The 26,989-nt window shown below is 54.8% G+C and carries 18 protein-coding genes and 1 pseudogene; 3 read left to right on the top strand and 16 right to left on the bottom strand.

The genetic code is table 11. The features are described 5' to 3' along the window. Positions 1-3: 3 nt before the first annotated feature. From cysI to EYY67_RS07860, 3 genes are all read right to left on the bottom strand, one after another. The gene (gene cysI / locus EYY67_RS07850; RefSeq protein ID WP_131693261.1) at positions 4-1,740 is read right to left on the bottom strand and encodes an assimilatory sulfite reductase (NADPH) hemoprotein subunit; all 1,737 of its coding nucleotides are present in this window, start codon (positions 1,738-1,740) and stop codon (positions 4-6) included. Between the two features lie 145 nt (positions 1,741-1,885). Continuing rightward, positions 1,886-3,688: an NADPH-dependent assimilatory sulfite reductase flavoprotein subunit gene (gene cysJ, locus EYY67_RS07855; RefSeq protein WP_095923522.1), complete on the bottom strand. Its 1,803-nt coding sequence runs from the start codon at positions 3,686-3,688 to the stop codon at positions 1,886-1,888. A gap of 346 nt (positions 3,689-4,034) precedes the next feature. Next, positions 4,035-4,994 carry an alpha/beta hydrolase-fold protein gene (locus EYY67_RS07860; protein WP_131693262.1) on the bottom strand — a complete coding sequence of 320 codons (960 nt, stop codon included), beginning with the start codon at positions 4,992-4,994 and terminating at the stop codon, positions 4,035-4,037. 168 nt (positions 4,995-5,162) lie between these two features. Here EYY67_RS07860 and queD point away from each other — a divergent pair, with 168 nt between their 5' ends. Further along, positions 5,163-5,522, top strand: a complete 360-nt coding sequence (queD, locus tag EYY67_RS07865; RefSeq protein ID WP_013574001.1) for a 6-carboxytetrahydropterin synthase QueD — start codon at positions 5,163-5,165, stop codon at positions 5,520-5,522. A 130-nt stretch (positions 5,523-5,652) separates the two neighbouring features. Here the strand turns inward: queD and queE are convergent, their stop codons facing one another. The 6 genes from queE to rlmD form a co-directional block, all read right to left on the bottom strand. Further along, positions 5,653-6,324, bottom strand: coding sequence for a 7-carboxy-7-deazaguanine synthase QueE (gene queE / locus EYY67_RS07870; protein ID WP_131693263.1), 672 nt, complete (start codon positions 6,322-6,324; stop codon positions 5,653-5,655). A 166-nt stretch (positions 6,325-6,490) separates the two neighbouring features. After that, the gene (eno, locus tag EYY67_RS07875; RefSeq protein WP_095923525.1) at positions 6,491-7,786 is read right to left on the bottom strand and encodes a phosphopyruvate hydratase; all 1,296 of its coding nucleotides are present in this window, start codon (positions 7,784-7,786) and stop codon (positions 6,491-6,493) included. A 75-nt stretch (positions 7,787-7,861) separates the two neighbouring features. Beyond that, on the bottom strand, positions 7,862-9,499 hold the full coding sequence (gene pyrG / locus EYY67_RS07880; protein ID WP_013573994.1) for a glutamine hydrolyzing CTP synthase: 1,638 nt from the start codon (positions 9,497-9,499) through the stop codon (positions 7,862-7,864). 349 nt (positions 9,500-9,848) lie between these two features. Further along, positions 9,849-10,652, bottom strand: a complete 804-nt coding sequence (gene mazG, locus EYY67_RS07885; protein WP_131693264.1) for a nucleoside triphosphate pyrophosphohydrolase — start codon at positions 10,650-10,652, stop codon at positions 9,849-9,851. Positions 10,653-10,730: 78 nt separating this feature from the next. Then, positions 10,731-12,968 carry a GTP diphosphokinase gene (gene relA / locus EYY67_RS07890; RefSeq protein ID WP_015695888.1) on the bottom strand — a complete coding sequence of 746 codons (2,238 nt, stop codon included), beginning with the start codon at positions 12,966-12,968 and terminating at the stop codon, positions 10,731-10,733. A 9-nt stretch (positions 12,969-12,977) separates the two neighbouring features. After that, the gene (gene rlmD, locus EYY67_RS07895; protein WP_095923527.1) at positions 12,978-14,348 is read right to left on the bottom strand and encodes a 23S rRNA (uracil(1939)-C(5))-methyltransferase RlmD; all 1,371 of its coding nucleotides are present in this window, start codon (positions 14,346-14,348) and stop codon (positions 12,978-12,980) included. Positions 14,349-14,412: 64 nt separating this feature from the next. Between rlmD and barA the strand changes: the two genes are divergently transcribed. Continuing rightward, positions 14,413-17,163 carry a two-component sensor histidine kinase BarA gene (gene barA, locus EYY67_RS07900; protein ID WP_119823270.1) on the top strand — a complete coding sequence of 917 codons (2,751 nt, stop codon included), beginning with the start codon at positions 14,413-14,415 and terminating at the stop codon, positions 17,161-17,163. A gap of 60 nt (positions 17,164-17,223) precedes the next feature. Here barA and EYY67_RS07905 read toward each other — a convergent pair whose 3' ends face one another. From EYY67_RS07905 to EYY67_RS07925, 5 genes and pseudogenes are all read right to left on the bottom strand, one after another. Next, complete coding sequence (locus EYY67_RS07905; RefSeq protein WP_131693265.1) at positions 17,224-18,531, bottom strand: amino acid deaminase; 1,308 nt, start codon at positions 18,529-18,531, stop codon at positions 17,224-17,226. Between the two features lie 117 nt (positions 18,532-18,648). Continuing rightward, a complete protein-coding gene (locus tag EYY67_RS07910; RefSeq protein WP_095923529.1) occupies positions 18,649-19,788 on the bottom strand; it encodes a glycerate kinase in 1,140 nt (379 codons plus the stop codon). 120 nt (positions 19,789-19,908) lie between these two features. Beyond that, positions 19,909-20,802, bottom strand: a pseudogene (garR, locus tag EYY67_RS07915) (2-hydroxy-3-oxopropionate reductase); the annotation flags it as partial. Between the two features lie 27 nt (positions 20,803-20,829). Further along, on the bottom strand, positions 20,830-21,600 hold the full coding sequence (gene garL / locus EYY67_RS07920; RefSeq protein ID WP_095923531.1) for a 2-dehydro-3-deoxyglucarate aldolase: 771 nt from the start codon (positions 21,598-21,600) through the stop codon (positions 20,830-20,832). A 63-nt stretch (positions 21,601-21,663) separates the two neighbouring features. After that, positions 21,664-23,010, bottom strand: a complete 1,347-nt coding sequence (locus tag EYY67_RS07925; RefSeq protein ID WP_095923532.1) for an MFS transporter — start codon at positions 23,008-23,010, stop codon at positions 21,664-21,666. 550 nt (positions 23,011-23,560) lie between these two features. Between EYY67_RS07925 and garD the strand changes: the two genes are divergently transcribed. Next, on the top strand, positions 23,561-25,132 hold the full coding sequence (garD, locus tag EYY67_RS07930) for a galactarate dehydratase (protein ID WP_095923533.1): 1,572 nt from the start codon (positions 23,561-23,563) through the stop codon (positions 25,130-25,132). A 71-nt stretch (positions 25,133-25,203) separates the two neighbouring features. Here garD and exbD read toward each other — a convergent pair whose 3' ends face one another. Then, positions 25,204-25,638 carry a TonB system transport protein ExbD gene (gene exbD / locus EYY67_RS07935; protein ID WP_095923534.1) on the bottom strand — a complete coding sequence of 145 codons (435 nt, stop codon included), beginning with the start codon at positions 25,636-25,638 and terminating at the stop codon, positions 25,204-25,206. 9 nt (positions 25,639-25,647) lie between these two features. Beyond that, positions 25,648-26,577, bottom strand: a complete 930-nt coding sequence (gene exbB, locus EYY67_RS07940) for a tol-pal system-associated acyl-CoA thioesterase (protein ID WP_229921253.1) — start codon at positions 26,575-26,577, stop codon at positions 25,648-25,650. Positions 26,578-26,989 lie beyond the last annotated feature (412 nt).

Raw genomic sequence — 26,989 nt, forward strand, 5'->3', positions numbered from 1 at the left:
CGCTTAATCATAAAAGTCGCGTGCGGGATCCAGCACCGGCCTGATGATCCCGGCGCGGATCACGAAGTCACCAAAGCCTTCACCGGTTTCGCGCTCTTTTGACCAGCGTCCGACCAGTTCGTCAATGATGCTCAGGATCTCAGCATCAGAAATATTTTCGCGGTACATGCGCGGAATACGTGTTCCGGCGCGGTTACCGCCGAGGTGCAGGTTGTAGCGGTTCATCGCTTTACCCACCAGACCAATTTCGGCCAGCAGCGCACGGCCGCAGCCGTTCGGACAACCGGTCACACGCAGAACGATATGTTCATCGCCCACGCCGTGGCTGTGCATGATGCCTTCCACTTTGGCCACAAACTCAGGCAGGAAACGTTCCGCTTCCGCCATCGCCAGCGGGCAGGTCGGATAAGACACGCAGGCCATCGAGTTTTTACGCTGCTCGGTGACGCCGTCGTCGATCAGGCCGTGATTACGCGCCAGTGTTTCGATCGCGTCTTTGGCTTTTTCTGAGACTCCGGCCACGATCAGGTTCTGGTTAGCAGTAAGCCTGAAATCGCCTTTATGGATCTTAGCAATTTCTGCCAGACCGGTTTTCAGCGGCTTGCCCGGATAATCAAGAATACGGCCATTTTCGATAAACAGCGTCAGGTGCCATTGTTTGTCGATGCCTTTTACCCAGCCGATGCGATCGCCGCGACCGGTGAATTCGTAAGGACGAACATCGCCAAACTGAATGCCTGCGCGTTTTTCAACTTCGGCTTTGAAAACCGGCACGCCGACGCGTTCCAGCGTGTATTTGGTTTTGGCGTTTTTACGGTTGGTGCGGTTACCCCAGTCACGCTGCGTGGTCACCACCGCTTCGGCAACAGCCAGCGTGTTCTCCAGCGGAATAAAGCCCAGTTCGCTGGCAGTACGCGCATACGTAGCTTTATCACCGTGTGCGATAGAAAGCCCGCCGCCGACCAGCACGTTGAAGCCGACCAGTTTGCCGTTATCGGCAATCGCCACGAAGTTCAGGTCGTTGGCGTGCAGGTCCACATCATTCTGCGGCGGGATCACCACGGTGGTTTTGAATTTACGCGGCAGATAGGTCGCGCCCAGAATCGGCTCTTCGTCGGTGGTTTCGACTTTTTCCTGATCCAGCCAGACTTCAGCGTAAGCGCGGGTGCGCGGCAGCAGGTGCTCGGAGATTTTTTTCGCCCACTGATAGGCTTCCTGATGCAGCTCTGATTCCACCGGATTCGAGGTACACAACACGTTACGGTTAACGTCGTTGGCGGTCGCCAGCGCATCCAGACCGAGTTTATTCAGCAACTGATGCACTGGTTTTACGTTCGGTTTCAGAATGCCGTGGAACTGGAATGTCTGACGGTTAGTAATACGGATGCTGCCGTACAGGGTGCTGTCTTCGGCAAATTTGTCGATGCCCAGCCACTGCGCAGGCGTCATCACCCCGCCCGGCAAACGGCAGCGCAGCATCATGGCGTGACGCGGCTCCAGCTTTTGTTCCGCACGTTCAGCACGGATATCACGGTCGTCCTGCTGATACATGCCGTGGAAGCGGATCAACAGGAAGTTGTCACCGTTGAAGCCGCCGGTCAGGCCGTCTTTTAAATCTTCTGTGATGGTGCCGCGCAGGAAATTGCTTTCCTTCTTCAGGCGTTCGGCGTCAGCCAGCGGGGCATCGACGATCAGCGGGCCCGGACCGGGATTGAGTTCACTCCACAACTTATTGCTCATAATTTTTTCACTCATAACTTTATGCCCAAAATCATTCGAGTTGCAGGCAGGCGGCAACTGAAGGAATCCCGATGAGCTGACTCAAGTCAGTGATTCGGGTGACTGAAGGAAGCCAACGCCCCTGCAATTAGAAGGATGCAGGGCATTAGTAGACGTCGCGCTGGTAACGGCGATCAAGACGTAATTCACTGAGATATTCGTCGGCAGTTTCCAGATCCATCACGCCGTATTTGGCGATGATTTCCAGTAACGCCTGCTCTACGTCTTTCGCCATACGGTTGGCATCGCCGCAGACATAGACATGTGCGCCTTCCTGCAACCATTGCCAGACTTCAGCACCCTGCTCGCGCAGTTTGTCCTGTACATACACTTTTTCAGCCTGATCCCGTGACCATGCCAGGGAGATATTCGTCAGCAGGCCGTCTTTCACGTAACGCTGCCATTCGACCTGATACAGGAAATCATCGGTAAAGTGCGGGTTGCCGAAGAACAGCCAGTTTTTGCCGGTGGCGCCGTCGTTATCACGCTGCTGAATAAAGGCGCGGAACGGCGCGATGCCGGTGCCAGGTCCGATCATAATGACCGGCGTTTCCGGACTGGCTGGCAGGCGGAAATTGTCGTTATGCTCGATGAAGACTTTCACCTCGCCGTCTTCTTCCAGACGATCGGCCAGGAAGCCGGAGGCGCCACCGGAACGCGGACGCCCGTCGATGTCGTAACGCACCACGCCGACGGTGATATGCACTTCTGTTTCGGTTTCCGCCTGTGAGGAGGCAATCGAATACAGGCGTGGTGTCAGCGGTCGCAGTAAATCTACCAGTTGCTGGGCATCCAGCTCCGTCGGCGCGCGGCGTACCATGTCAGCGAACGGCACGGTCTGCGCATATTGTTGCAATGCCGGTTTATCTGCCAGCAGGCCGGTCAGGTGTTCGTCGCGGCACAGCGCGGCGTATTTCTCGATGATCGGCGTGGTGTTCTGAGTCAGTTCGATGTGATGTTGCAGGGCTTCTGAAAGCGAGAGTTTTTTATCATTCACTTCGACGATTTCATCGCCTTTGAGCCACAACAGCTCCACGATTTCCTGCACCAGTTGCGGATCGTTTTCGAACCAGATCCCCAGTGCATCGCCCGGCTGGTAACGCAGGCCGGAATCGCCGAGTTCGATTTCCAGATGACGCACGTCTTTGTCAGAATCGCGGCCGGTGATTTTCTGGTTAACAGAAAGTGTCGCGGTCAGCGGCGCTTCTTTACTGTACGGGCTGCTGTCGACCTGATTGACACTGCCCGCCAGCGTCGGCGCAGCCTGCGCACCGGTATCAGCTGGCACGCGCTGTTTCAGCACATCCACGATGCGCTTACGCCAGCTTTCAGCGGCTTCTTTATATTCAACGTCCGCATCCACGCGGTCTAAGAGACGTTCTGCGCCCAGTTCGCCCAGACGGGTATCGAAGTCTTTACCCGCCTGACAGAAGAATTCGTAAGAGGTATCACCCAGCGCAAACACCGCAAAAGCGGTGTCTTTCATGTTCGGCGCTTTTTTGGATTGCAGGAATTTGTGCAATGCGACGGCTTCTTCCGCCTGCTCGCCTTCGCCCTGTGTGGAGGCCACGATCAGCAGCAGCTTTTCCTGACCAATTTGCTTGAATTTGTAGTCACCGGCATTCACCAGATTGACGTTAATTTTCGCGGCGATCAGGTCATCACGCAGTTGCTCGGCGACACGACGGGCGTTACCGGTTTGCGACGCAGAAATCAGGGTCACCGATGCGGCGGCTTGCACCGGCGCGGGGGCAGCGACCTCACCCGGTTGCTGGTTAACCCTTCCCCAGAAATACCCGGACAGCCAGGCCATCTGAGTCGGTGAGTAATCACCAATCGCCGATTGAAGGCGGGCCATTTGCTCGGGGGTCAGCGGGAGCAGTGAAGTTGGAGGAGCCTGAGTCGTCATCGCGGTACGAATTCCCTTATGCAAAAGCAAGTCATCAATCCGGCCTCCGGCGCTTTTTCACAAAGATTCGCGCGCGGGAAAGACCTTTCAGAGGATGTAGGTTAACGAGCCGGATAATAACAATTAAAGAAGTGATGGAAATAATAAATAACCAAAATGACTAAGAGGATTTAGAGGTAAGGTCTATCTGAAAAAGTGGTAAGGGATGATTTTTATCGTACTGAAATCGCTAAAAAATTTCACTCACTGTCAGCAGGCCCTCTGCAAAGTGCCGGATAGATAAAGAAAAACCCCGCCGGAGCGGGGTAATGAATTTTTTTCAGGATTGAGTTTTACGCTGACACTTTCAGAGGTGAAAAGCGTTGTGCTGCTCGAACCAGGCGAATTGTCCGGCGGCAAACACCGACATTTTACTGCCGCTGTGACCGACGTCAGACAGATCCATAAAGTGCCAGTTAAACGGCGTGTTGTTCTGCTCGGCGCGCTGCTGGGACGTGGTGAAATAGCTTTCCGCGCGCTCCAGACGGTTTGTCCCCTGGGCCATCGCCTGTTTGGACTTACGCAGCAAACGGTTTTCCGGATCATCATCCTGCGCGCCGACGGCAATCAGCACCGGTTTGGCGAAGTAATCATTCAGTTGCTGCTGACTGACCGCCACCGGCGCTTCCCGCAATCCGTAGGGCCAGCGTTGGTCGGTATCCGGCAATGTCCACCAGCCCGCCGCCGCACACACCGCAGCTTTGACGTTCGGCTCCGGCAACAACGTCAGCATACGGTGGACAAACTGGCAGCCCGCGCTGTTGCCGAATAAATAGTATTGTTTCTGGCTGGTCACGCCCTGCTTCTGCAAGGTGGTAAACAGGGTGTCGACGATGCTGAATGCCCACTGCGATTTCGGCAGGCGGTGATGGGTTTTGCTGTCCGTCAGGTTGCCGAGGTTATACCCTGCCGCACCGGGGAAATCCTGCTCACTGAAATGCGGGACGATCACCCGCAAATGGTATTGATCGGCGACGGTCATCCAGTCATTACGGTAAGTCATCGCGTTACGGTCAACACCGGTCATTACCATGACCACCGGGGTGGTCGCATCCGCGCCAACGGGTTGATAAGTGAAAACGTCCAGCGGCTTTTTACCCGCTGCCAGCGCGATATGCATTACGCCGGATCCCGCCGGAAAAACCAGTGCAGTTTTGGCGGCTTTCGCCTGAGCGGGCGCAGGTTCTTTCGCGGGAGATGCCGTTTCTGCCTGCGCGGTGGCAGAGAACAACAGCGCCAGAACAGCGCAACGAAGCACAGTAATCATTCACTATCTCAACAGGTTAGTTTCTACCGGCTCACTGTAAGCCAGCAATGCAGGCGGAGTAAAGAGAGGAAAAGTCAGGATTTGGTGAAGAAAAGCGCAGCGAAGTCATGGCACGAAAGCCCGTATTCCGGTACTATGCCGCGTTTTTTCGAGCAACGAGACTGCCTCATGACCACCACATTATTTAAAGATTTTCAGTTCGAAGCCGCCCACCATTTACCGCATGTGCCTGCCGGGCATAAATGCGGCCGGTTGCACGGCCACTCTTTCACCGTCCGCTTAGAAATCACCGGTGAAGTGGATCCGCATACCGGCTGGGTGATGGATTTCGCCGAACTGAAAGCCGCGTTCAATCCGACTTTAGATCGTCTCGACCACTATAATCTGAACGACATTCCGGGCTTAGAAAACCCGACCAGCGAAGTGCTGGCCGCGTGGATCTGGAACGAGATGAAACCTAAGCTGCCACTGCTCAGCGCCGTGCGCGTCAAAGAAACCTGCACAGCGGGTTGCGTGTATAAAGGTTAACGCAAAATACCCAAAATCATTCGTGCTTTATCCAGGCGGCAATTGAATGAATCCCCCGGAGCTGACAATAGTCAGTGACTGGGGTGAATGAAAGCAGCCAACGCAGAGACAGCACGAAGGATGCAGGGTATTATGCAATGTTGAGATACTTATGTGTCTGCATTGAAAGCCGCCAGTTCCTTGCAATGCAGGTCGCAATGCACAGTCTGGTGGCTTCTTCTTTTTGGCTGATGGGCTGCAGGGCGATAATTCGCGCTTTGCTGTCCGTCAGTGTTTCCAGCAGAACATCCAGCGCGTCGATATCACGCTGACGCGCCACCGGATGCTTCACTTCATCAGCACGTTTCAGTGCCTGCGGCAGAATGTCGTATCCGCCACGCATATTCACTTTCGGGGAAACGGTCACCCAGGTATTCACTGAGCAACGCACTTCATGCGTGCCGCTGGTTTCAATCTGGCAACTGAAGCCGTTCTTTTCCAGCAATGACGTCAGTTCGGTCAGATCATAAATGCACGGCTCGCCGCCGGTGATCACCACATGACGGGCGGTGTAACCTTGCTGCGCGATCACCTCGAGCAGTTGTTCTGACGTGGCATTGCCCCAGGCGTCACTTTCTTCGGTTTTGACCAGAATGCGCTGCATATCGACTTCCCGATCGGCAATTTTATCCCAGGTGTGTTTGGTATCGCACCAGCTGCAACCCACAGGACAGCCTTGCAGGCGAATGAAAATCGCCGGCACGCCGGTAAAATAGCCTTCCCCTTGCAGGGTTTCGAACATCTCATTAATCGGGTACTGCATCGGTTTCTCAGTCATCTCTAAAAAAATCAGCGCGCATTATCACAGATATGGCCGTTGAGACCAAACTTGTGCTGTAAATGAGTATGGCAGATTTCTCTGTGAGCAAAATCAGGGCATAAAAAAACCCGCCGGAGCGGGTTTTTAAGAAAGTATGACGGGGCAGTAATTACTGACCTTTCACTTCTTTCAGACCGTTGAACGGTGCTGCATCACCCAGCGCTTCTTCGATACGAATCAGCTGGTTGTATTTAGCAACACGGTCAGAACGGCTCATAGAACCGGTTTTGATCTGGCCTGCAGCAGTACCGACCGCCAGGTCAGCAATGGTAGCATCTTCAGTTTCGCCTGAACGGTGAGAGATAACGGCAGTGTAGCCAGCATCTTTCGCCATTTTGATCGCAGCCAGGGTTTCGGTCAGAGAACCGATCTGGTTGAATTTGATCAGGATGGAGTTAGCGATACCTTTTTCGATACCTTCTTTCAGGATCTTGGTGTTGGTAACGAACAGATCGTCGCCAACCAGCTGGATTTTGTCGCCCAGAACTTTAGTCTGGTACGCGAAACCATCCCAGTCAGATTCGTCCAGACCGTCTTCGATAGAAACGATTGGATACTGTTTGGTCAGGTCTTCCAGGAAGTGAGTGAATTCTTCAGAGGTGAAGGCTTTGTTGCCTTCGCCAGCCAGAACGTATTTACCGTCTTTGTAGAATTCAGAGGCTGCACAGTCCATCGCCAGAGTAATGTCTTTACCCAGCTCGTAACCTGCTTGTTTTACCGCTTCAGCGATAACAGCCAGTGCTTCTGCGTTAGAACCCAGGTTTGGCGCATAGCCACCTTCGTCACCAACAGCAGTACCCATGCCTTTAGATTTCAGCACTTTAGCCAGAGTATGGAACACTTCAGAACCCATACGAATCGCTTCTTTCAGCGTTTTCGCGCCAACAGGCTGGATCATGAATTCCTGGATATCAACGTTGTTATCCGCGTGTTCGCCGCCGTTGATGATGTTCATCATAGGCAGTGGCATAGAGTATTTGCCCGGGGTGCCGTTCAGTTCTGCGATGTGTGCGTACAGTGGCAGACCTTTAGAAGCAGCAGCCGCTTTAGCAGCAGCCAGGGAAACAGCCAGAATCGCGTTAGCACCGAACTTAGATTTGTTCTCAGTACCGTCCAGATCGATCATGATCTTGTCGATGTTAGCCTGATCTTTCGCGTCTTTACCGGTTACAGCCTGAGCGATTGGACCATTAACAGCAGCAACGGCTTTGGTGACGCCTTTGCCCAGGTAACGGGATTTGTCACCGTCACGCAGTTCCAGCGCTTCGCGGGAACCGGTAGAAGCACCCGATGGCGCAGCAGCCAGACCTACAAAACCGCCTTCCAGATGAACTTCAGCTTCTACGGTCGGGTTACCACGGGAGTCGATGATTTCACGACCGATGACTTTAACGATTTTGGACATTAGGATTTCCTCAGTACAAGTTAACTAAAGCTTCGGTTAAACGACGTGTCTGAAACACGTCGTTTCGCCGGTATTTTATTTTACCTGACGCTTCTGATACTCACCGGCAGCCTTCACGAAGCCTGCAAACAACGGATGACCATCACGCGGCGTTGACGTAAATTCTGGATGGAACTGGCAAGCCACAAACCACGGATGGTTAGGCAGCTCGATGATTTCCACCAGTTGCTTATCGCCAGAGCGACCGGCTACGCGTAAACCTGCGGCTTCGATTTGTTTGAGCAGCATGTTGTTCACTTCGTAACGGTGACGATGGCGTTCAACTATTGTTGGCTCGCCGTACATCTCACGAACCAGGCTACCGTCGTTCAGGTGACATTGCTGTCCGCCCACACGCATGGTGCCGCCTAAATCACTGTCTTCGGAACGGACTTCGACGTTACCTTCTTCATCGCGCCATTCGGTGATGAGTGCAACCACCGGGAACTTACAGTCTGGCACAAATTCTGTGGAGTTGGCGTTCTCCATACCCGCCACGTTACGGGCGAATTCAATCAGTGCAACCTGCATACCCAGACAAATGCCCAGATAAGGGATGTTGTTTTCACGTGCATAACGCGCCGTGGCCACTTTGCCTTCCACACCACGGTAGCCGAAGCCGCCTGGGATCAGGATAGCATCCAGACCTTTCAGCACTTCCACGCCACGGGTTTCGACATCCTGTGAATCGATAAGTTTAATGTTCACGGTCAGACGATTTTTCAGGCCGCCGTGTTTGAGCGCTTCAATCACAGATTTATACGCATCTGGCAGCTCAATGTACTTACCGACCATACCGATGGTGACTTCACCGCCCGGATTGGCTTCTTCATACACAACCTGTTCCCATTCGGACAAGTTGGCTTCCGGCGCGTTGATGCTGAAACGTTTACAAATATAATCGTCCAGACCCTGAGATTTCAATAGGGCCGGGATTTTATAAATAGAATCAACGTCTTTAAGGGAGATAACCGCTTTTTCCGGCACGTTACAGAACAAGGCGATTTTCGCACGTTCGTTAGCCGGTACGGCGCGGTCAGAACGGCAGATCAGCACGTCTGGCTGGATACCGATAGACAGCAGTTCTTTCACGGAGTGCTGGGTCGGTTTGGTTTTCACTTCACCGGCAGCCGCCATGTAAGGCACCAGCGTCAGGTGCATATACAGCGTGTGTTCGCGGCCCACTTCAACGGCCATCTGACGAATTGCTTCCAGGAACGGCAGGGATTCGATATCACCGACCGTACCGCCAATTTCCACCAGCACGACATCGTGGCCTTCGCCGCCTTCAATGATGCGTTCTTTGATGTTGTTGGTGATGTGCGGGATAACCTGAATGGTGGCACCGAGATAATCGCCACGGCGCTCTTTGCGCAGCACGTCGGAATAAATACGGCCGGTGGTGAAGTTGTTGCGGCGAGTCATCTTGGTGCGGATGAAACGTTCGTAGTGGCCCAGATCGAGATCGGTTTCAGCGCCATCTTCGGTCACGAAGACTTCGCCGTGTTGAGTCGGGCTCATCGTACCCGGATCCACGTTGATATACGGGTCCAGTTTCATGATGGTCACGTTGAGGCCACGGGCTTCGAGAATAGCCGCCAGAGAGGCTGCGGCAATGCCTTTACCCAGAGAGGATACGACCCCGCCGGTCACAAAAATATAATTAGTTGTCATGCTGAACCTGAGAGGTTAGGTTTAAAGATGATGGAGTAACCAAGACGGGAAAACAGTATACCGGAACCTTGTGTGCGCCACAAATAAACGTTTTGCTGTCCATCATCGTTTTCCTTACCGTCACTTCAGAAGGGTTAACCCTGCCAGCCCTATTCTTTCATTCTTTCAAAAACAACCAGTTAGCATATAAAAAGTGCTGAGTTGTTCGCATGACACTCTAAAACATCTTAGATTTCAATTTGTTGGACTTTACTGCTCTCAGATCAGCCGGTTAAGCACTGAATGACACTGAGCTTAACCGTTTCAGCATCAGCAGATCTTGTTTCCGATCAAAGTCGCATCGCGGATCTCAGCCTTCCTGCTTTTTCACCTGCTGCCAGGCGTCTTCCATTTGCTCAAGTGTAGCATCTTCCATGTTTAGGCCCTTCGCACGGATAATTTCCTCGACCTGCCTGAAACGGCGTTCAAACTTGCGGTTGGCCGCCTGCAACGCATCTTCCGCTTTGTGGCCTAAATGGCGGGACAAATTAACGGTCGCGAACAACAGGTCGCCGATTTCCTCGCCGAGTTTTTCTTCGTCAATGACCGCCTGACGCGCCTCAAACATCACTTCGTCAATTTCTTCGTACACCTTGTCGAGCACCGGTCCGAGCGTCGTCCAGTCGAAGCCGACATTTGAACAACGTTTCTGAATTTTGTGCGCTTTCATCAGCGCAGGCAGTGCGGAGGGAATATCATCCAGCGCCGAGTGCAGGGATTTTTCCGCGCGCTCCTGCGCCTTACGCGCTTCCCATTTGACCAGCACGTCTTTACTGCTGGCGTCTTTCGACCAGGTCGCTTCCTGACCAAAGATTTGCGGATGGCGGCGCTCTAACTTGTCGGAGATGGCATTGCAGATATCGTCAAACTCAAACAGCCCCTGCTCGCTGCCCATCTGGGCGTAAAACACCACCTGAAACAGCAGATCGCCCAGCTCGTCGCGTACATCGTCGTAATCTTTACGGGCGATGGCATCCAGCACTTCGTAGGTTTCTTCCAGCGTGTATGGAGCGATGGTCTCGAAAGTTTGCTCTTTATCCCACGGGCAACCGGCTTCGGGATCGCGCAGGGTTTTCATGATGGTGAGCAGGCGTTGCAAAGAAGAATCGGTCATAGGATCTGTCCGTTTTAAAATAGAGGAGTCAAAAACATAAAAGAAAAGGCCCGACTGGCGGGCCTTATAAGCGTGTGATCAACTGCCGTGAAGTCGCTTGGCTTCAATCACATCCGGCAACTGATTCAGTTTGGCAATCACGCGCCCCAGCACCTGCGGGTTGTAGATTTCGATATCCATGTCGATGGTTGCCAGTTGCTGCCTTGTGTCGCTGCGGCTGGCGACGCCGAGCACGTTCACTTTTTCGTTGGCAAGGATGGTGGTGATATCACGCAGCAGGCCGCTGCGGTCGTTGGCCACCACACGCACCACCAGTGAATACCCGCTGGAATAGCTTTCGCCCCACACGGCATCGACCACACGTTCCGGCGCATTCGAGCGTAAATCCTCCAGCTGATCACAGTCGGCACGGTGGATGGAGATCCCGCGCCCCTGAGTGATGTAACCGACGATTTCGTCGCCCGGGATCGGCTGGCAGCAACGCGCAATGTGGTGCATCAGATTACCGACGCCTTCGACGACGACGCGGCCATTGTCTTTGGTGCGGGTCGGTGGCGGCGTGGTTTTCTGCGTCAGCTGGCGCAGCGCTTCTTTATCCAGCTCTTCCGCACTCGGCTTTTTCAGCTGCGATTGCAGGAAGTTCACCATCTGATTCAGACGGATATCGCCGTTACCGATGGCGGCGAGCACTTCATCCAGCGAGTTGACGTTATAGCGTGGCAGCAGCAGTTTTTCGGCATCTTTGATGCTGATATCCAGTCTGTCCAGCTCGTCATCGAGGATTTGCTTACCGGCAATAATGTTCTTATCGCGATCCTGTTTACGGAACCAGTTTTGAATTTTCGAGCGGCCACGGCTGGTTGTGACGTAACCGAGGCTTGGGTTCAGCCAGTCGCGGCTTGGGTTCGCATGCTTCTGGGTGATGATTTCAATCTGATCGCCCATTTGCAGCTGATAGGTAAACGGCACGATGCGCCCGCCGATTTTCGCGCCGATACAGCGGTGACCGACATCGCTGTGGATGTGGTACGCAAAGTCGAGCGGCGTGGAGCCCATCGGCAGGTCGATCACATCGCCTTTTGGCGTAAACACGTAGACGCGATCGTCGAAGACCTGGCTGCGCACTTCGTCGAGCATTTCGCCCGAATCGGCCATCTCTTCCTGCCACGCGATAAGTTTACGCAGCCAGGCGATACGCCCTTCGTAGCCACCGCTGCGGCCACCGACCACTGCCGTGCCTTCTTTGTATTTCCAGTGCGCGGCCACGCCCAGCTCGGCATCTTCGTGCATCTGGCGGGTACGGATCTGCACTTCCAGCGTTTTTCCGCGCGGCCCTAACACCACGGTGTGAATCGACTGATAACCGTTCGGTTTCGGGTTGGCGACGTAATCGTCGAATTCGTCCGGCAGATGGCGGAAATGGGTGTGTACAATCCCTAACGCGGCGTAGCAATCCTGTAAACGCTCCACCACGATACGCACGGCGCGCACGTCGAAGAGTTCGTCAAAGGACAGGGATTTTTTCTGCATCTTGCGCCAGATGCTGTAGATATGTTTGGGACGGCCGTAAACATCGACTTTGATGCCCTCTTCGGCCATCGCATTTTTTACGGTCGACACAAAATCATCGATGTACTGCTCACGGTCGATACGACGCTCATGCAGCAGTTTGGCAATACGCTTGTATTCGTCAGGATGCAGATAACGGAAGCAGAAATCTTCCAGCTCCCATTTCAGCTGACCGATACCCAGACGGTTAGCCAGCGGCGCATAAATATTGGTACATTCTTTCGCCGCCAGAACGCGCTCTTCTTCCGGCGCGTCTTTCACTTCGCGCAGGTGAGCGATACGTTCGGCCAGTTTCAGCACCACGCAGCGGAAATCTTCCACCATCGCCAGCAGCATACGGCGGACGTTGTCCACCTGCTCGGAAGCCATGGAATCGTTTTGCGTGGCTTTCAGCTGGCGGATGGCATCCATATCACGCACGCCATGCACCAGATCGGTAATGCCTTTACCGAACTGCTGCGTCAGCGTGTCTTCGTCGATAATGCCGTCATCAACCAGCGGGAACAGCAGCGCGGCGCGCATACTGTCGTTATCCATGCTGAGGGTCGAGAGGATTTCAACCATCTCCAGACCGCGCCACAGAAGCAGCGAGGCGTCAGGATGGCCCTGCGTTTGTTGCTCGCAGTAGCGCCAGGTTTCGGCTAAACGCTCACATGATTGCTGGCTGGACAGTCCTAAGCTGTTGATCCAGTCGTCGAGCGCGAACTCGCCAGCCGTGTTCAGATGTGCACTTCTTACCGCAACCATACCCTCTCCCTACGTTTCTGACACAACGCCTGTGTCAGACGGGTTGATAAACAGAGCCATCGATTCAAGGTGCCCGGTGTGCGGGAACATATCCAGCATACGTACCTGAGCCAAACGATAACCCGCCTCCAACAAAATTTTACTGTCCCGCGCTAAGGTTGTGGGGTTGCATGAGACATACACCACACGCGCCGGGGCAAGTTTAACGATATGCGCCATCACGCCAGCAGCGCCGCCCCGGGCCGGATCCAGCAAGATTTTATTGAAACCTTGCGCCGCCCAGGGTTGTTTACTGACGTCGTCCTCCAGATTCTCATGGTAGAAGGACACATTATCTAATCCATTATTGCGGGCATTATCTTGCCCATTCGCCACCAGTGTAGCAACACCTTCGACGCCGACAACCTGCTTAGCTCTTTTTGCCAGCGGCAGGGTGAAATTCCCCATTCCGCAGAACAGATCCAGCACGCGATCTTCCGGCGTCAGTTCCAGCCATTCCAGCGCCTGCGCCACCATTTGCTGGTTAACGGCGTCGTTGACCTGAATAAAGTCGCGCGGACCAAATTTCAGATTCAGTCCCTCTATCTGATAATAAGGGGTTTCGCCGCACAAAGGCTCCAGCGTCTCGCTGTCAGGGGCCAGGTAAATCGTTAACTGATGTTGCGCCGCAAACGCCGTCAGACGCGCCCGGTCGGCCTCGCTGAGCGGATCCAGATGGCGCAGCACCAGCAGCGGACCGTTATCCGCCAGCACCAGTTCCAGATGCCCGAGGCGCTTCACCGCAGACAGGGAGGACAGGCATTCCTGCACAGGCACCAGCAGTTGCTCCAGCTCAGGTCGCAGTACCGGACAGCGGGTAATCGCCACCAGATCGTTCGAGCCTTCCTGACGGAATCCCATCACCAGCGGACCGTTCGCCGTCCCGGTTTTACGCCCCGGTTTAACGCCCGCGATTTGCAGCCCCAGACGCGCGCGACGGCGATAGCCATATTGCGGCCCGGCAATCACCGGCTGAGGATCCGCCTGCACGCCGGTTTCGCGCGAAATCAGTCGTAATAATGCCGCCGATTTACTGCGCTGTTGCAGAGCCTCGCTGGCGTGTTGCTGCTGACATCCGCCGCAGGTGGAATAATGCGGACACGCCGGTTTAACGCGATCGTCGCTGGTGGTCAGCAAACGTTTCAGACGTCCTTTGGCGTACTTGCTTTTATCTTCTGTTAAAGTGACGTCTGCCTGTTCGCCGGGCAGTAAGCCACTGACAAATACGGCTTTGCCGTTATGGCGCGCCACGCCCTGCCCGAAAGCATCCAGGTCGGTGGCGGTCACAGTTATCGTTTGCCGGGTCGTCACGCGGCGGTTCGGAGAGTAGAATTGAGCCATTATTGTCGATTACACGCTGGTTTATTAAGCTTAGCTGGAGCTAATTCTCCCACATTGGAACCCCATGACCAAATATAGCCTTCGCGCACGGATGATGATCCTGATTCTGGCACCGACATTAATGATCGGTTTGCTGCTCAGCACCTTCTTTGTGGTGCACCGCTACAACGAGTTGCAGAATCAGCTGACAGAAGCCGGAGCCAGTATTATCGAGCCTCTGGCGGTCGCGAGCGAATATGGCATGACGTTCCGTGAACGCGAACCGGTGAAACGGCTGATCAGCCGCCTGCACCGCAATCACTCTGACATTGTGCGCAGCATCAGCGTCTTTGATGGCGACAATAAACTGTTCGCCAGTTCCACCAGCCAGCATGACGGCAGTCCGTTGCAGGTCAAACGTGTCGAAGACATTCCCCGTGAGCTGACTAAAATCCGTTCCGGTGATGTATTAATCCTGCGCACGCCGATCCAGGCCGAAAACCATACAGAAGCGGATGATGAAACGTTCAGTGCATCGCCGGACAACAGGCTGGGGTATATCGCCATCGAGCTGGATTTACGCTCGGTCAAACTGGCGCAATATCAGGAAGCCTTTGTTTCCACCATGCTGTTGTTGCTGTGTCTGGGGATTGCCACCTTGTTCGCTTACCGCCTGATGCGCGACGTGACGGGGCCAATCCGCAATATGGTCAATACTGTTGACCGCATCCGTCGCGGGCAGCTCGACAGCCGTGTGGAAGGCAATATGCCGGGCGAACTGAGCATGTTGAAAAACGGCATCAACTCAATGGCGATGTCGCTGACGGCCTATCACGAAGAAGTGCAGCAGAATATCGATCAGGCCACCTCAGACCTGCGCGAAACGCTGGAGCAGATGGAAATCCAGAACGTTGAACTGGATCTGGCGAAAAAGCGCGCGCAGGAAGCAGCACGTATCAAGTCTGAATTCCTGGCGAACATGTCCCACGAGCTGCGTACGCCGCTCAATGGCGTGATTGGCTTTACCCGCCAGACGCTGAAAACCCCGCTGTCGCCGACGCAGGCCGACTATCTGCAAACCATTGAACGTTCCGCCAATCATCTGCTGACCATCATTAACGACGTGCTGGACTTCTCCAAGCTGGAAGCGGGCAAACTGGTGCTGGAACATATTCCGTTCTCGCTGCGTGAAATGCTCGATGAAGTGGTGATCCTGCTGGCGCATACCGCGCATGACAAGGGTCTGGAACTGACGCTGAACGTCCACAACAACGTGCCGGAAAACGTGTTAGGCGATCCGATGCGTATGCAGCAAGTTGTCACTAACTTGCTGGGAAATGCGATTAAGTTCACCGAAGCGGGCAATATCGATATCAATGTCGAACTGCGTTCGCAGAACAACTTGCAGGTCGAACTGGAAGTGCAGATCCACGATACCGGCATCGGTATTTCTGAGCGCCAGCAGTCGCAGTTGTTCCAGGCGTTCCGTCAGGCAGACGCCAGCATTTCACGCCGTCATGGCGGCACCGGTCTGGGACTGGTGATCACCCAGCGTCTGGTGAAGGAAATGGGCGGCGACATCAGCTTCTACAGCCAGATTAACCGCGGCTCCACCTTCTGGTTCCACGTCACGCTGGAGCTGAATGAAAACCGCCACGTCACGCCGGTGTCCATGAGCCATCTGGAAGGCAAGCGACTGGCGTATGTCGAAGCGAACCCGGCGGCGGCGAAAGCCACGATGGAAATCCTGCAGGCCACCCCGCTGGATGTCACTCACCGCACCACGCTGGCCGCGCTGCCAGACCCGTGGTACGACATCATGCTGTGCAGCATTCCGGTAAAACCGGATCAGATCCTCTCCGAGTACGACGGTAAATTGCAGAAAGTGCTGGGCATGACGCGGCACCTGCTGCTGGCGCTGCCGAGTCAGTTCCAGGTGGATGCCGAAGAGCTGAAAAAACGCGGCGTGCAGGCCTGTCTGATTAAACCGATGTCGAGCATCCGTCTGCTGCCGTTGTTATTACAGGAACAACAGGCGTCCGTCCGGGTGATCGGCAATAACGACGACAAAACCTCGCGCCTGCCGCTGACCGCCATGGCGGTGGATGACAACCCGGCGAACCTCAAACTGATCGGCGCCTTGCTGGAAGAGCTGGTGGAAACCACCGTGCTGTGTCACAGCGGCGAGGAAGCCATCGAGGTCGCCCGCCATACCGATCTCGACATTATCCTGATGGATATTCAGATGCCGGATATCGACGGCATCCGCGCCAGCGAAATCATTCATCAGATGGCGCGTCATGCCAAAACGCCGGTGGTGGCGGTCACCGCCCACTCACTGAGCGGCGAGCGCGAACAGTTACTGAAACTGGGCATGGATGATTATCTGTCAAAACCGATTGATGAAAGCATGCTGAAAAATGTGCTGTCACGACATCATCAGCACCAGACGCAACTGGATTCGCCGTTACAGGGCAGCGAGGCGCTCGCGCCAATCAGTACGCTCGACTGGCAACTGGCGCTGAGTCAGTCGGCCAATAAAGTCGCACTGGCGCAGGATTTACTGCAAATGCTGGTGGAATTCCTGCCACAGGTGGCGGAGCGGGTGGAAGCGGTCACGCGCGGCGAGCCGGATGACGATATTCTGGCGCTGATCCACAAACTTCATGGCAGTTGCAGCTACAGTGGCGTGCCGCGCCTGAAACAGCTGTGTTTCTACATCGAGCAGCAGTTGCGTCAGGGTGTCAACGCCGACACGCTGGAACCTGAATGGTTTGAGTTACTCGATGAAATCGACAACGTGAAACGGGCGGCGGTGGCTTATTTACCAAGGTGATCCCTGACGGGGGTCATACCAAAAGAGTAACGCCCGGTATCCGCCGGGCGTTTTTTTCTGTCAGAACCAGGTCGTCACTGCACCGGTCACATCCCACTGTTCATTCACCAGCAACAACTGCCGCCATTTGTCGAACGTCAGGCACGGATGGCAAATATCAAACACCAGCATGTCGCCGACTTGCAGATCCGCCTCTTCCGGAATCGACATAAACGCATGCTGATCCATCATCGAGAACACTTTCCAGTCTTCCGGCGCGGGCACCACGGTGGTGTAGCCCGCCTGTGTCGCACTGCGCGGACGAAAATGTCCGGCGGCTTTCGGGTATCCGGCGTCATAACCGGCATCGCGTTTGCCGAAGGCAATGATCGCCCTGCCCGGCTCCGGCAACGACTGCACCGCCGCCCACACCTGCAACGCCGGCTGTAAGCTGCTGTTCATTTCCCGTGCCACCGGATTGCAGGTTTGCATCCGCTCCAGCGCCGCCTGATACGCACCCACGTCATGCGTGACGTAACACCCTGAGCGCAAAATGATATCCAGCACGTAGCGTTTTTCCGGGTCGAGATGGGTTTCTTCCCGCGCCAGTTCCTCGGCCACCACATCAAACCAGGCGGAACCGGCACCGGTTAATATCACCCGTGGCTCGGCAAACTCCCGTGCCTGCGCCAGCGCTTCGGTGCGCGCCATCACATGACGCAGGAAACGGCGGATCACCGCTTCATCGTTACTCACGCCTTCATACAGCTCGACGCCGACCAGCGCCAGTGACTGCGGCCAGCGTTTCACTGCGGCCAGCACATCGGCTTCCTGCTGGTCCGTACGAATGCCGGTACGCCCGCCCGCCATGCCATACTCAAACATCACGCGCAGTTTCAGTTGCTGGCAGGCAAAGTAATGGCCGAGCGCATCGGCGTTCTCAGCGGAATCCACGATACAGGTGAAATCAAACGTCGGGTCTTCGCGCAGCAGCCCGGCAATGATCGCCATATTGCCTTTGCCGATCAGCTGATTCGCCATGATCACTTTACGCACGCCATGCGCAAACGCGGCATTGACCTGCGGCGCGGTAGCCAGCGTAATGCCCCATGCGCCGAATTCCAGCTGCATCTGATACAGCTCGGGGCTCATGGTGGTTTTGCCGTGCGGGGCCAGTTTCAGCTGATACCGCTGGATAAACTCACGCATCCAGGAAAGATTGTGTTCGATTCGCTCTTCGAGCAACACGGCAACCGGCAGGCTCACGTCTTCACGCAGAATATTCCAGCCCTGTTCACGGATATCGCCCATGCGCGCACCGGCGCTCAGCGGCCCCAGCCCTTTGGTGTGTGTGTTAACCGGTTGCTGTGAAAAATCTGTCTCTGACATACGGGGATTCTCATTGGCGAAGGTCTTTAAAACCTAACGTAAAACCGCCACAAATAAAATACAAAAACCGGCGCAGGCTGGGCCTGAACACCGGTTTTTTTATCCTGACTGCTGTGGTTAAAGTTTTTGCGATAACTTAATGGTCGCGGCAATATTGCGTGCTGATTTACGCAGGTTGTCAGCGGCGTTTTTCAGGGCATCGTCCAGCGTACAAATGCTGTAAAGCACACTGAAAACGGCGTCCAGACCGTGGTCGTAAACGACATCAACATCTTTTGTCAGACTGCCTGCAATGCCAATCACCGGCTTGTTGTAACGCTTGGCCACCCGCGCCACACCAATCGGCACTTTGCCGTTGATGCTCTGGCTGTCAATCCGCCCTTCACCGGTGATCACCAGCGTCGCATCTTTCACCAGTGCATCCAGCCCCAGCGCGTCGGTGACAATCTCAATCCCCTGACGCAGTTCGGCATGGCAGAAGCCGTAAAGCGCCGCGCCCATGCCACCGGCCGCACCGGCACCGGGAACATTCTCCACGTCAATGCCCAGATCCTGTTTGATCACCCGGGCGTAATGATGCAGATACCCGTCGAGCTGTTCGATCATCTCCGGCGTTGCGCCTTTTTGCGGGCCGAAGATGGCAGACGCGCCGTCCTTGCCGGTCAGCGGATTTGTCACGTCACAGGCCACTTCAAAACGGCATTTTTTGATCCTCGGATCCAGCCCGCTGATATCAATGTGATGCAGTTTTTCCAGTTCGCCGCCGCCCTGACCAATCGACTCGCCTTGTTTGGTCAGCAGTTTCGCGCCCAGTGCCTGCATCATGCCTGCGCCGCCATCGTTGGTGGCGCTGCCGCCAATCCCGATGATGCAGTGTTTCACGCCATGATCGAGGGCCGAATGGATCAGCTCACCCGTGCCGTAGGACGTGGTTTTCAGCGGATTACGTTGCGCCACCGGGACGCTTTCCAGTCCGCTGGCCGCCGCCATCTCGATGAACGCGATTTTCTCATCGCCGGAAAGCCCGAAGAAAGCCTCCAGCGGCGTGCCCAGCGGGCCGGTGACGTTCACCTTCACCACCCGTCCGCCGGTCGCCGCCACCATCGCTTCGACCGTGCCTTCGCCGCCATCGGCAACCGGCAGCTTGACGTACTCCGCCTCGGGGAAAATCTCACGGAAACCACTTTCGATGGCTTTTGCCACATCCAAAGCAGACAAACTTTCTTTGTATGAATCCGGTGCGATCACTATTTTCATAAAGTCATTACCTTCATAAACTGCACGCGCCGATGTGGAAAAGCGTCCTGTCAGTTTTGCATCCTGCCTGAAGGGCAACGCGAAACGAGTCTCAACTCAGGGCCACGTTGCCGCCGCAGACTAACGGGTAACTTCAACCTTCGCTAAGGTTTCATAATAGCGTGCAATGGCGCTATGGTCAGATTGCCCGTGACCATCCGCTTTCAGAGCCTGCATCATTTCCATGACCAGCGAGGTCAGAGGCAGTTGTGCACCGACGCCGTGTGAGGTGTCCAGCGCGTTCGCTAAATCTTTGATGTGCAAATCAATACGGAAGCCCGGTTTGAAATTGCGATCCATCACCATTGGCGCTTTCGCTTCCAGTACGGTGCTGCCCGCCAGACCGCCGCGAATAGCCTGGAAAACTAAATCAGGATCGACGCCTGCTTTGGTCGCCAGCACCAGCGCTTCTGACATCGCGGCAATGTTCAGCGCCACAATGACCTGATTCGCCAGTTTGGTGACGTTGCCTGCGCCGATATCACCGGTATGCACCACCGAACCCGCCATGGACTTCATGATTTCATAGCATTTATCGAACACCGCTTTATCGCCGCCGACCATCACTGACATGGTGCCGTCGATGGCTTTCGGTTCGCCGCCGGAAACCGGCGCATCGAGCATGGCGATTTGTTTAGCGGCCAGCGCTTCGCTGATTTCACGGCTTGCCAGCGGGGCAATGGAACTCATGTCGATGAAAATGGTGCCCGGACGCGCACCTTCGATCAGGCCGTTTTCGCCCAGCGCCACCTCTTTCACCTGCGGCGAGTTCGGCAACATAGTGATGATCACGTCAGAGACGGCGGCTACCGCTTTTGGCGTGTCTGCGGCGGTCGCGCCGAGTTTTACAATTTCGCCCACGGTATCCAGATTGCGGTCCATCACCACCAGCTCGTAACCTGCTTTCAGCAGATTTTTGCTCATAGGCTTGCCCATGATGCCTAAACCAATAAAGCCAATTTTCATTCGGGTATCCTCTTTATATTGATGTTTGAGAGCAGATCACTGGGTGAAGCGATCGCACAGCGCCTGAGTCCCGGCGCGGAAAACGCCTAAATCACTGCCGACCGCCACGAAGGTCGCGCCCCATTCCAGATAACGGCGCGCATCGGCTTCCACCGGTGCCAGAATGCCGCTGGCTTTGCCGTGTGCTTTTGCACGCGCGAAGATGTGACGGATAGCGGCCTGCACGTCAGGGTGCCCGGCGTTGCCGAGATGCCCCATGCCCGCAGCCAGATCGCTCGGGCCAACAAAAATGCCGTCGATGCCGTCAACGGCAGCAATCGCATCCAGATTATCGACGCCCTGCTGGCTTTCGATTTGCACCATCACCGCGATGTTGTCGTTAATGCTGTTGAAGTAATCCGGCACGGTGCCGAACATGTTGCTGCGATGCGAAACGGAGACACCACGGATGCCTGCTGGCGGATAGCGGGTTGACGCCACAGCCAGTTCGGCCTGTTGCTGCGTTTCGACAAACGGGATCAGGAAATTGTAGAAACCGATATCCAGCAGACGCTTAATCACCACCGGATCATTGAACTGCGGACGAACGACCGGCGCGCTGCGGCTGCCTTTCAGCGCCATCAGTTGCGGCACAAACGTCGTGACATCATTCGGCGCATGTTCGCCATCGAGCAGCAGCCAGTCAAAACCCGCCACGCCCAGCACTTCAGTGGTAATCGGGCTGCACAATGCTGACCAGCAACCAATCAGGGTTTTCCCTTGCAACAAATCCTGGCGAAAACGGTTGGGAATCATTTGATTACTCATATCTGATATCTGACCTCATCAAAGGGGGCAGAGCCGGAAGCCCGGAATGCCCCGCATCACAATTTACTGTTTCTTAAGTTCCAGACGTTTGATATCGCCGACCACCAGCAGATAGCAAAGCATCGCCATCAGTGCTGAACAGCCCACAAAAATTAATGCCATGTTGAATGAATGCAGGCCTTTCACCATGTAGCCGATCACCAGTGGCGTGACGATAGAAGCCACGTTGCCGAACACGTTGAAAATGCCGCCGCACAGGCCGATGACTTCTTTCGGCGCGGTATCGGCAATCACCGGCCAGCCCAGCGCCCCGAAGCCTTTACCGAAGAACGCCAGCGCCATCAGGGTCACCACCAGGGCGTTGTTGTCGGTGTAGTTACACAAGATGATGCTGGTGGCTAACAACATGCCCAGCACGATAGGAATTTTACGTGCCACGGTCAGCGAGTAACCGCGTCGGATCAGGTAATCTGAGAACACGCCGCCCAGTACGCCACCGGCAAAACCACACAGTGCCGGGATAGCCGCAATCATCCCGACTTTAAGAATAGACATGCCCTTTTCCTGAACCAGATAAATCGGGAACCAGGTCAGGAAGAACCACGTAATACTGTTGATGAAATACTGCCCGAAGAAGATCCCCAGCATCATGCGGCTGCTCAACATCTGGCGAACGTAACTCCATTTCGGGCCACTTTTCGCCGTGTCCGTTTTCTTGTGGTCGATATCAACCACCGCGCCGCCGTCTTTCAGGAATTCCAGTTCGCTTTTGGAGATATTCGGATGCTCCGGCGGGTTATGGATGAATTTGATCCACACCAGCGTCAGCACAAAGCCAATCACGCCCATGACGATAAAGACATGTTCCCAGCCCCAGGCGTAGGTCAGCCAGCCGAGCAACGGTGAGAACAGCGCCAGCGAGAAATACTGCGCGGAGTTAAATATTGCCGAAGCCGTGCCGCGCTCCGTGGTCGGAAACCAGGCCGCCACGATACGGGCGTTGGCAGGGAAAGAAGGCGCTTCAGAGAAGCCGAGCATAAAGCGCAGCATAAACAGCGTCAAAGCGCCGTATGCCAGCGGGAACCAGCCGACAAAGCCCTGTAACAGGGTGAACAGCGACCAGAAGAACAGACTGTAGGTGTACACTTTTTTGGAACCAAACCGGTCCAGTAACCAGCCGCCGGGCAGCTGCATAATCAGATAAGCCCAGCCGAACGCGGCAAAAATTTGTCCCATGTCGGCAGCATCCAGGCCCAGCTCACGCGCGACCTCGGTACCAGCGATAGAAAGCGTTGCACGGTCGGCGTAATTCACCGCCGTGATGAGAAAGATAATCAGCAAAATATAGTAACGGATATGGGTCCGCACCTTACTTTGCGCGATTGCCCGTGACTCGGATTGAATGTTCATGGTGACCCTCATTGTCATAATACGAAACTTTTTCAGGGAACTTACCGCTGGCGGAATAACGTTGCTTTATTCACCTGTGGTTATTCACCGTTCAGTTCCTTTATACGAAGCAGGCAATTAACACTCTGTTTATGATTGCCTGAAATTTACCTGTATTACTTTTAACGTCACCTTCAGAGGGCCAATACAGTATAAAAAAGAGGTCCCGAAATAACACTGTGCATTCGCCCAAGAATCGTCCCACAGATGATGACTATTCTTTTGCATCCACACATCGCTGTGGGAGGAGAATCACAGATTGTGCGGTGGCGATAACCGCGCAAATCAAAGGGTGATTTGCATCACATTTATTCTGTCACCTGCCACACAGAATGACGTTCATCAGGCAAAAAGCTGGTCAGTTGCACAATGAGGTTCCCGGAAGACTGCCTTATAATGGACGCCATACCCTGTATCACCAGAGCATGTTTGACAAGAGCATTATTGAGCGTCAACTTCAGAGAATTAACCGGAATTTTTTCCGGGATGTTTAATAAACGCGGAGACAGTTATGTCACGTAATAAAGATAAAGAACACGCCACCGAAGCTCTTTTTATTAAAGTGCATGAAAGCGATAACGTGGCCATTATTGTGAATGACAACGGCTTAAAAGCCGGCACCCGATTTGCCAATGGTCTGGAATTAATTGAGCATATTCCGCAAGGCCATAAAGTCGCTTTAGATCCAATTGCCAAAGGCGGCGATATTATTCGTTATGGTGAAGTGATTGGTTATGCCGTAAGGGATATCGCGCAGGGCGGCTGGATTGACGAATCGCTGGTGGAATTACCGGTTGCGCCTGAGCTGAACAGCCTGCCGCTGGCGACCCGCGTACCGCCAGAATTACCCCCGCTGGAAGGTTATACCTTCGAAGGTTACCGCAATGCCGACGGCAGCGTCGGCACTAAAAATCTGCTGGGGATCACCACCAGCGTGCACTGTGTGGCGGGCGTGGTGGATTACGTGGTGAAAATCATTGAACGTGATTTACTGCCCAAATTCCCCAATGTCGATGGCGTCGTGGCGCTGAATCACCTGTACGGCTGCGGTGTGGCGATTAACGCCCCGGCGGCGATCGTGCCGATCCGCACCATCCACAATCTGGCGCTGAACCCGAACTTTGGCGGCGAGGTGATGGTGGTCGGCCTGGGTTGTGAGAAATTACAACCGGAGCGCCTGCTGGAAGGCACGCCGGATGTGCAGGCGATTTCGCTCGATGACACGCACATTGTGCGTTTGCAGGATGAGCAACATGTCGGCTTCCAGTCGATGGTGGACGATATCCTGACCGTCGCACAATTCCATCTTGAGCGCCTGAACCGTCGCCAGCGCGAAACCTGCCCGGCTTCCGATCTGGTGGTCGGTACGCAGTGTGGCGGCAGCGATGCCTTCTCCGGCGTCACGGCCAATCCGGCAGTCGGTTACGCCTCTGATTTGCTGGTGCGCTGCGGTGCCACCGTGATGTTCTCGGAAGTGACGGAAGTCCGCGATGCCATCCATCTGCTGACCCCGCGCGCCGCGGATGTCGAAGTGGGTAAACGCCTGCTGGAAGAAATGGCCTGGTACGATGATTATCTGTCGATGGGACAAACCGACCGCAGCGCCAATCCGTCGCCGGGCAACAAAAAAGGCGGTCTGGCTAACGTGGTTGAAAAGGCACTGGGTTCGATTGCCAAATCCGGCACCAGCGCGATTTCCGAAGTGTTGTCTCCGGGCCAGCGCCCGACGAAAAAAGGGCTGATTTACGCCGCCACGCCTGCCAGCGATTTTGTCTGCGGAACCCAGCAACTGGCTTCCGGGATCACCGTACAGGTATTCACCACCGGTCGCGGCACGCCGTACGGCCTGCTGGCAGTACCGGTGATTAAAATGGCGACCCGCACCACGCTGGCAAACCGCTGGCACGATCTGATGGACATCAACGCCGGGACGATTGCAACCGGGGATGCGACCATCGAGGATGTGGGCTGGGAGTTGTTCCACTTCATTCTGGACATCGCCAGCGGCCGCAAGAAAACCTGGTCAGACACCTGGGGCATCCACAATGCGCTGGCGGTATTTAACCCGGCACCGGTGACCTGAGTGACCGTTTTACCGATAAACGAAAGGCCAGCATTGCTGGCCTTTTTGGTATTTCGGATCTGAGGGAGAACTTACTGCGCCGCAGCGGCACCGGTTTGTTCTGCACCAACCAGCCCGACTTTCAGGTAACCGGCTTTCCGCAGGTTATCCATCACGCTCATCAGCGTTTCGTAATCGACACTCTTATCCGCGCGGAAGAAAATCGTACTCTGTTTATTGCCCTGAGTACGCTGATCCAGCATGGCGGTCAGGTTGCTGCTGTTGACCGGCGTATCGCCGAGGAACAGTTGCTTGTCCGCTTTCACTGACAGGAAGATCGGTTTCTCCGGACGCGGCTGCTGTTTCGCCGTCGAAGCCGGTAAATCCACCCGCACATCCACGGTAGCCAGCGGTGCCGCCACCATGAAGATGATCAGCAACACCAGCATGACGTCGATAAAAGGCGTGACGTTGATGTCATGCATTTCACCGCTTTCGTCGATATCGTCGTTTAACCGAATAGCCATAATCTGTTCTTACCCTACGCGTAACTGACCTGTCTGACCGCGTGGCGCATCGCCTTCGCTGGCAGCCAGATCCAAATCACGGCCCTGTAACAGGATAATCTGCGCCGCCACATCGCCTACCTGATGACGGTAAGAAGTAATGGTACGGGCGAAAATGTTGTAGATCACCACCGCAGGGATGGCTGCCACCAGACCTACTGCCGTCGCCAGCAAGGCTTCGGCGATACCCGGTGCCACAACCGCCAGGTTAGTGGTTTGTGTCTGGGCGATACCGATGAAGCTGTTCATGATGCCCCACACCGTACCGAACAGACCGACGAATGGCGAGATGGCCCCGATGGTCGCCAGAATACCGTTGCCACGTCCCATGTAACGGCCTGCGGCGCTGACGCGACGCTCAAGGCGGAAACCGGTACGTTCTTTAATGCCGTTGTTGTCGGTCGAACCGGCAGACAATTCAAGTTCGTTCTGCGCATCGCGGATCATCTGGGCGCTGATGCTGCTGGCGGCGAAGCTTTCAGCCTGCTCAGCGGCTTCGTCCAGCGTGCGGACGGAAGACAGCGCATCAAACTCGCGGCGCATGCGGCGTTTGCCGGTGAACACTTCTGCACCTTTACTGAACAACAATGCCCAGGTGACGACAGAGGCCAGCAGCAAACCGATCATCACCGTTTTCACCACCACATCAGCGTGATGGTACATGCCCAACACAGACAAATCGGTAGGGATCACTGGGGTCGCTTCCGTCGGAGCAGGTTGCATCACCGGGGCTGGGGTGGCATCGGCTGTCGCCGGAGCCGGAGTCTCTGCCGCCGGGGCCGGTTGCGTTGCCGCAGACGTGACCGCTTGTGCTGCCGGCGTCGCAGGTGCCGCCATCGCGTTGCCGCTTAAGCCAGCAACCAACATTAACGACATCAGTAATGAGGTCGCCTCTTTCATCTTATTGCGAGCCGTTTTCACGCGTCGCCTCCAGCCAGAATCAGTGTGTAGAAGGAATGAATAACGCCGAATGATATCAAAGAAAAAGCCCTAATTGATAGTCGTTCTCATTATTATTTACATTGTGCAACCTGAATGCCGGTGTGTCGTTGACGGATGACAAGGTTTTTCCTGATTGAACACGGCGTGAACAATTTAATCCCCGTCACACTTTTCTAAAAAATATGGCGGTAAATCAATCAGCTAATCCCAATTACTAAAGTTAAAACAACATTTTAAATAAAAAGTAACACCATTTTACATCTGTTATAAGTTTGTGATAATGCTCAAATACCGCGCAGATATAAATAGGATAAAGTGCAGTTCACAGGCGGAGACCCTACAAAGGCATGTCTGTTATCCATTTCATTTA

Source organism: Rahnella victoriana (assembly GCF_004330295.1).
GTDB classification, from domain to species: domain Bacteria; phylum Pseudomonadota; class Gammaproteobacteria; order Enterobacterales; family Enterobacteriaceae; genus Rahnella; species Rahnella victoriana.

Bases quoted from the DNA above. Each gene is read 5' to 3' on its own strand.
- mazG (WP_131693264.1), bottom strand. From the start codon at position 10,652: ATGACCGATTCTTCTTTGCAACGCCTGCTCACCATCATGAAAACCCTG.
- eno (WP_095923525.1), bottom strand. From the start codon at position 7,786: ATGTCCAAAATCGTTAAAGTCATCGGTCGTGAAATCATCGACTCCCGT.
- queE (WP_131693263.1), bottom strand. From the start codon at position 6,324: ATGCAGTACCCGATTAATGAGATGTTCGAAACCCTGCAAGGGGAAGGC.
- rlmD (WP_095923527.1), bottom strand. From the start codon at position 14,348: ATGGCTCAATTCTACTCTCCGAACCGCCGCGTGACGACCCGGCAAACG.
- EYY67_RS07905 (WP_131693265.1), bottom strand. From the start codon at position 18,531: ATGTCAGAGACAGATTTTTCACAGCAACCGGTTAACACACACACCAAA.
- barA (WP_119823270.1), top strand. From the start codon at position 14,413: ATGACCAAATATAGCCTTCGCGCACGGATGATGATCCTGATTCTGGCA.
- relA (WP_015695888.1), bottom strand. From the start codon at position 12,968: ATGGTTGCGGTAAGAAGTGCACATCTGAACACGGCTGGCGAGTTCGCG.
- cysI (WP_131693261.1), bottom strand. From the start codon at position 1,740: ATGAGCAATAAGTTGTGGAGTGAACTCAATCCCGGTCCGGGCCCGCTG.
- exbD (WP_095923534.1), bottom strand. From the start codon at position 25,638: ATGGCTATTCGGTTAAACGACGATATCGACGAAAGCGGTGAAATGCAT.
- pyrG (WP_013573994.1), bottom strand. From the start codon at position 9,499: ATGACAACTAATTATATTTTTGTGACCGGCGGGGTCGTATCCTCTCTG.
- EYY67_RS07925 (WP_095923532.1), bottom strand. From the start codon at position 23,010: ATGAACATTCAATCCGAGTCACGGGCAATCGCGCAAAGTAAGGTGCGG.
- EYY67_RS07910 (WP_095923529.1), bottom strand. From the start codon at position 19,788: ATGAAAATAGTGATCGCACCGGATTCATACAAAGAAAGTTTGTCTGCT.
- garD (WP_095923533.1), top strand. From the start codon at position 23,561: ATGTCACGTAATAAAGATAAAGAACACGCCACCGAAGCTCTTTTTATT.
- cysJ (WP_095923522.1), bottom strand. From the start codon at position 3,688: ATGACGACTCAGGCTCCTCCAACTTCACTGCTCCCGCTGACCCCCGAG.
- garL (WP_095923531.1), bottom strand. From the start codon at position 21,600: ATGAGTAATCAAATGATTCCCAACCGTTTTCGCCAGGATTTGTTGCAA.
- queD (WP_013574001.1), top strand. From the start codon at position 5,163: ATGACCACCACATTATTTAAAGATTTTCAGTTCGAAGCCGCCCACCAT.
- exbB (WP_229921253.1), bottom strand. From the start codon at position 26,577: ATGAAAGAGGCGACCTCATTACTGATGTCGTTAATGTTGGTTGCTGGC.
- EYY67_RS07860 (WP_131693262.1), bottom strand. From the start codon at position 4,994: ATGATTACTGTGCTTCGTTGCGCTGTTCTGGCGCTGTTGTTCTCTGCC.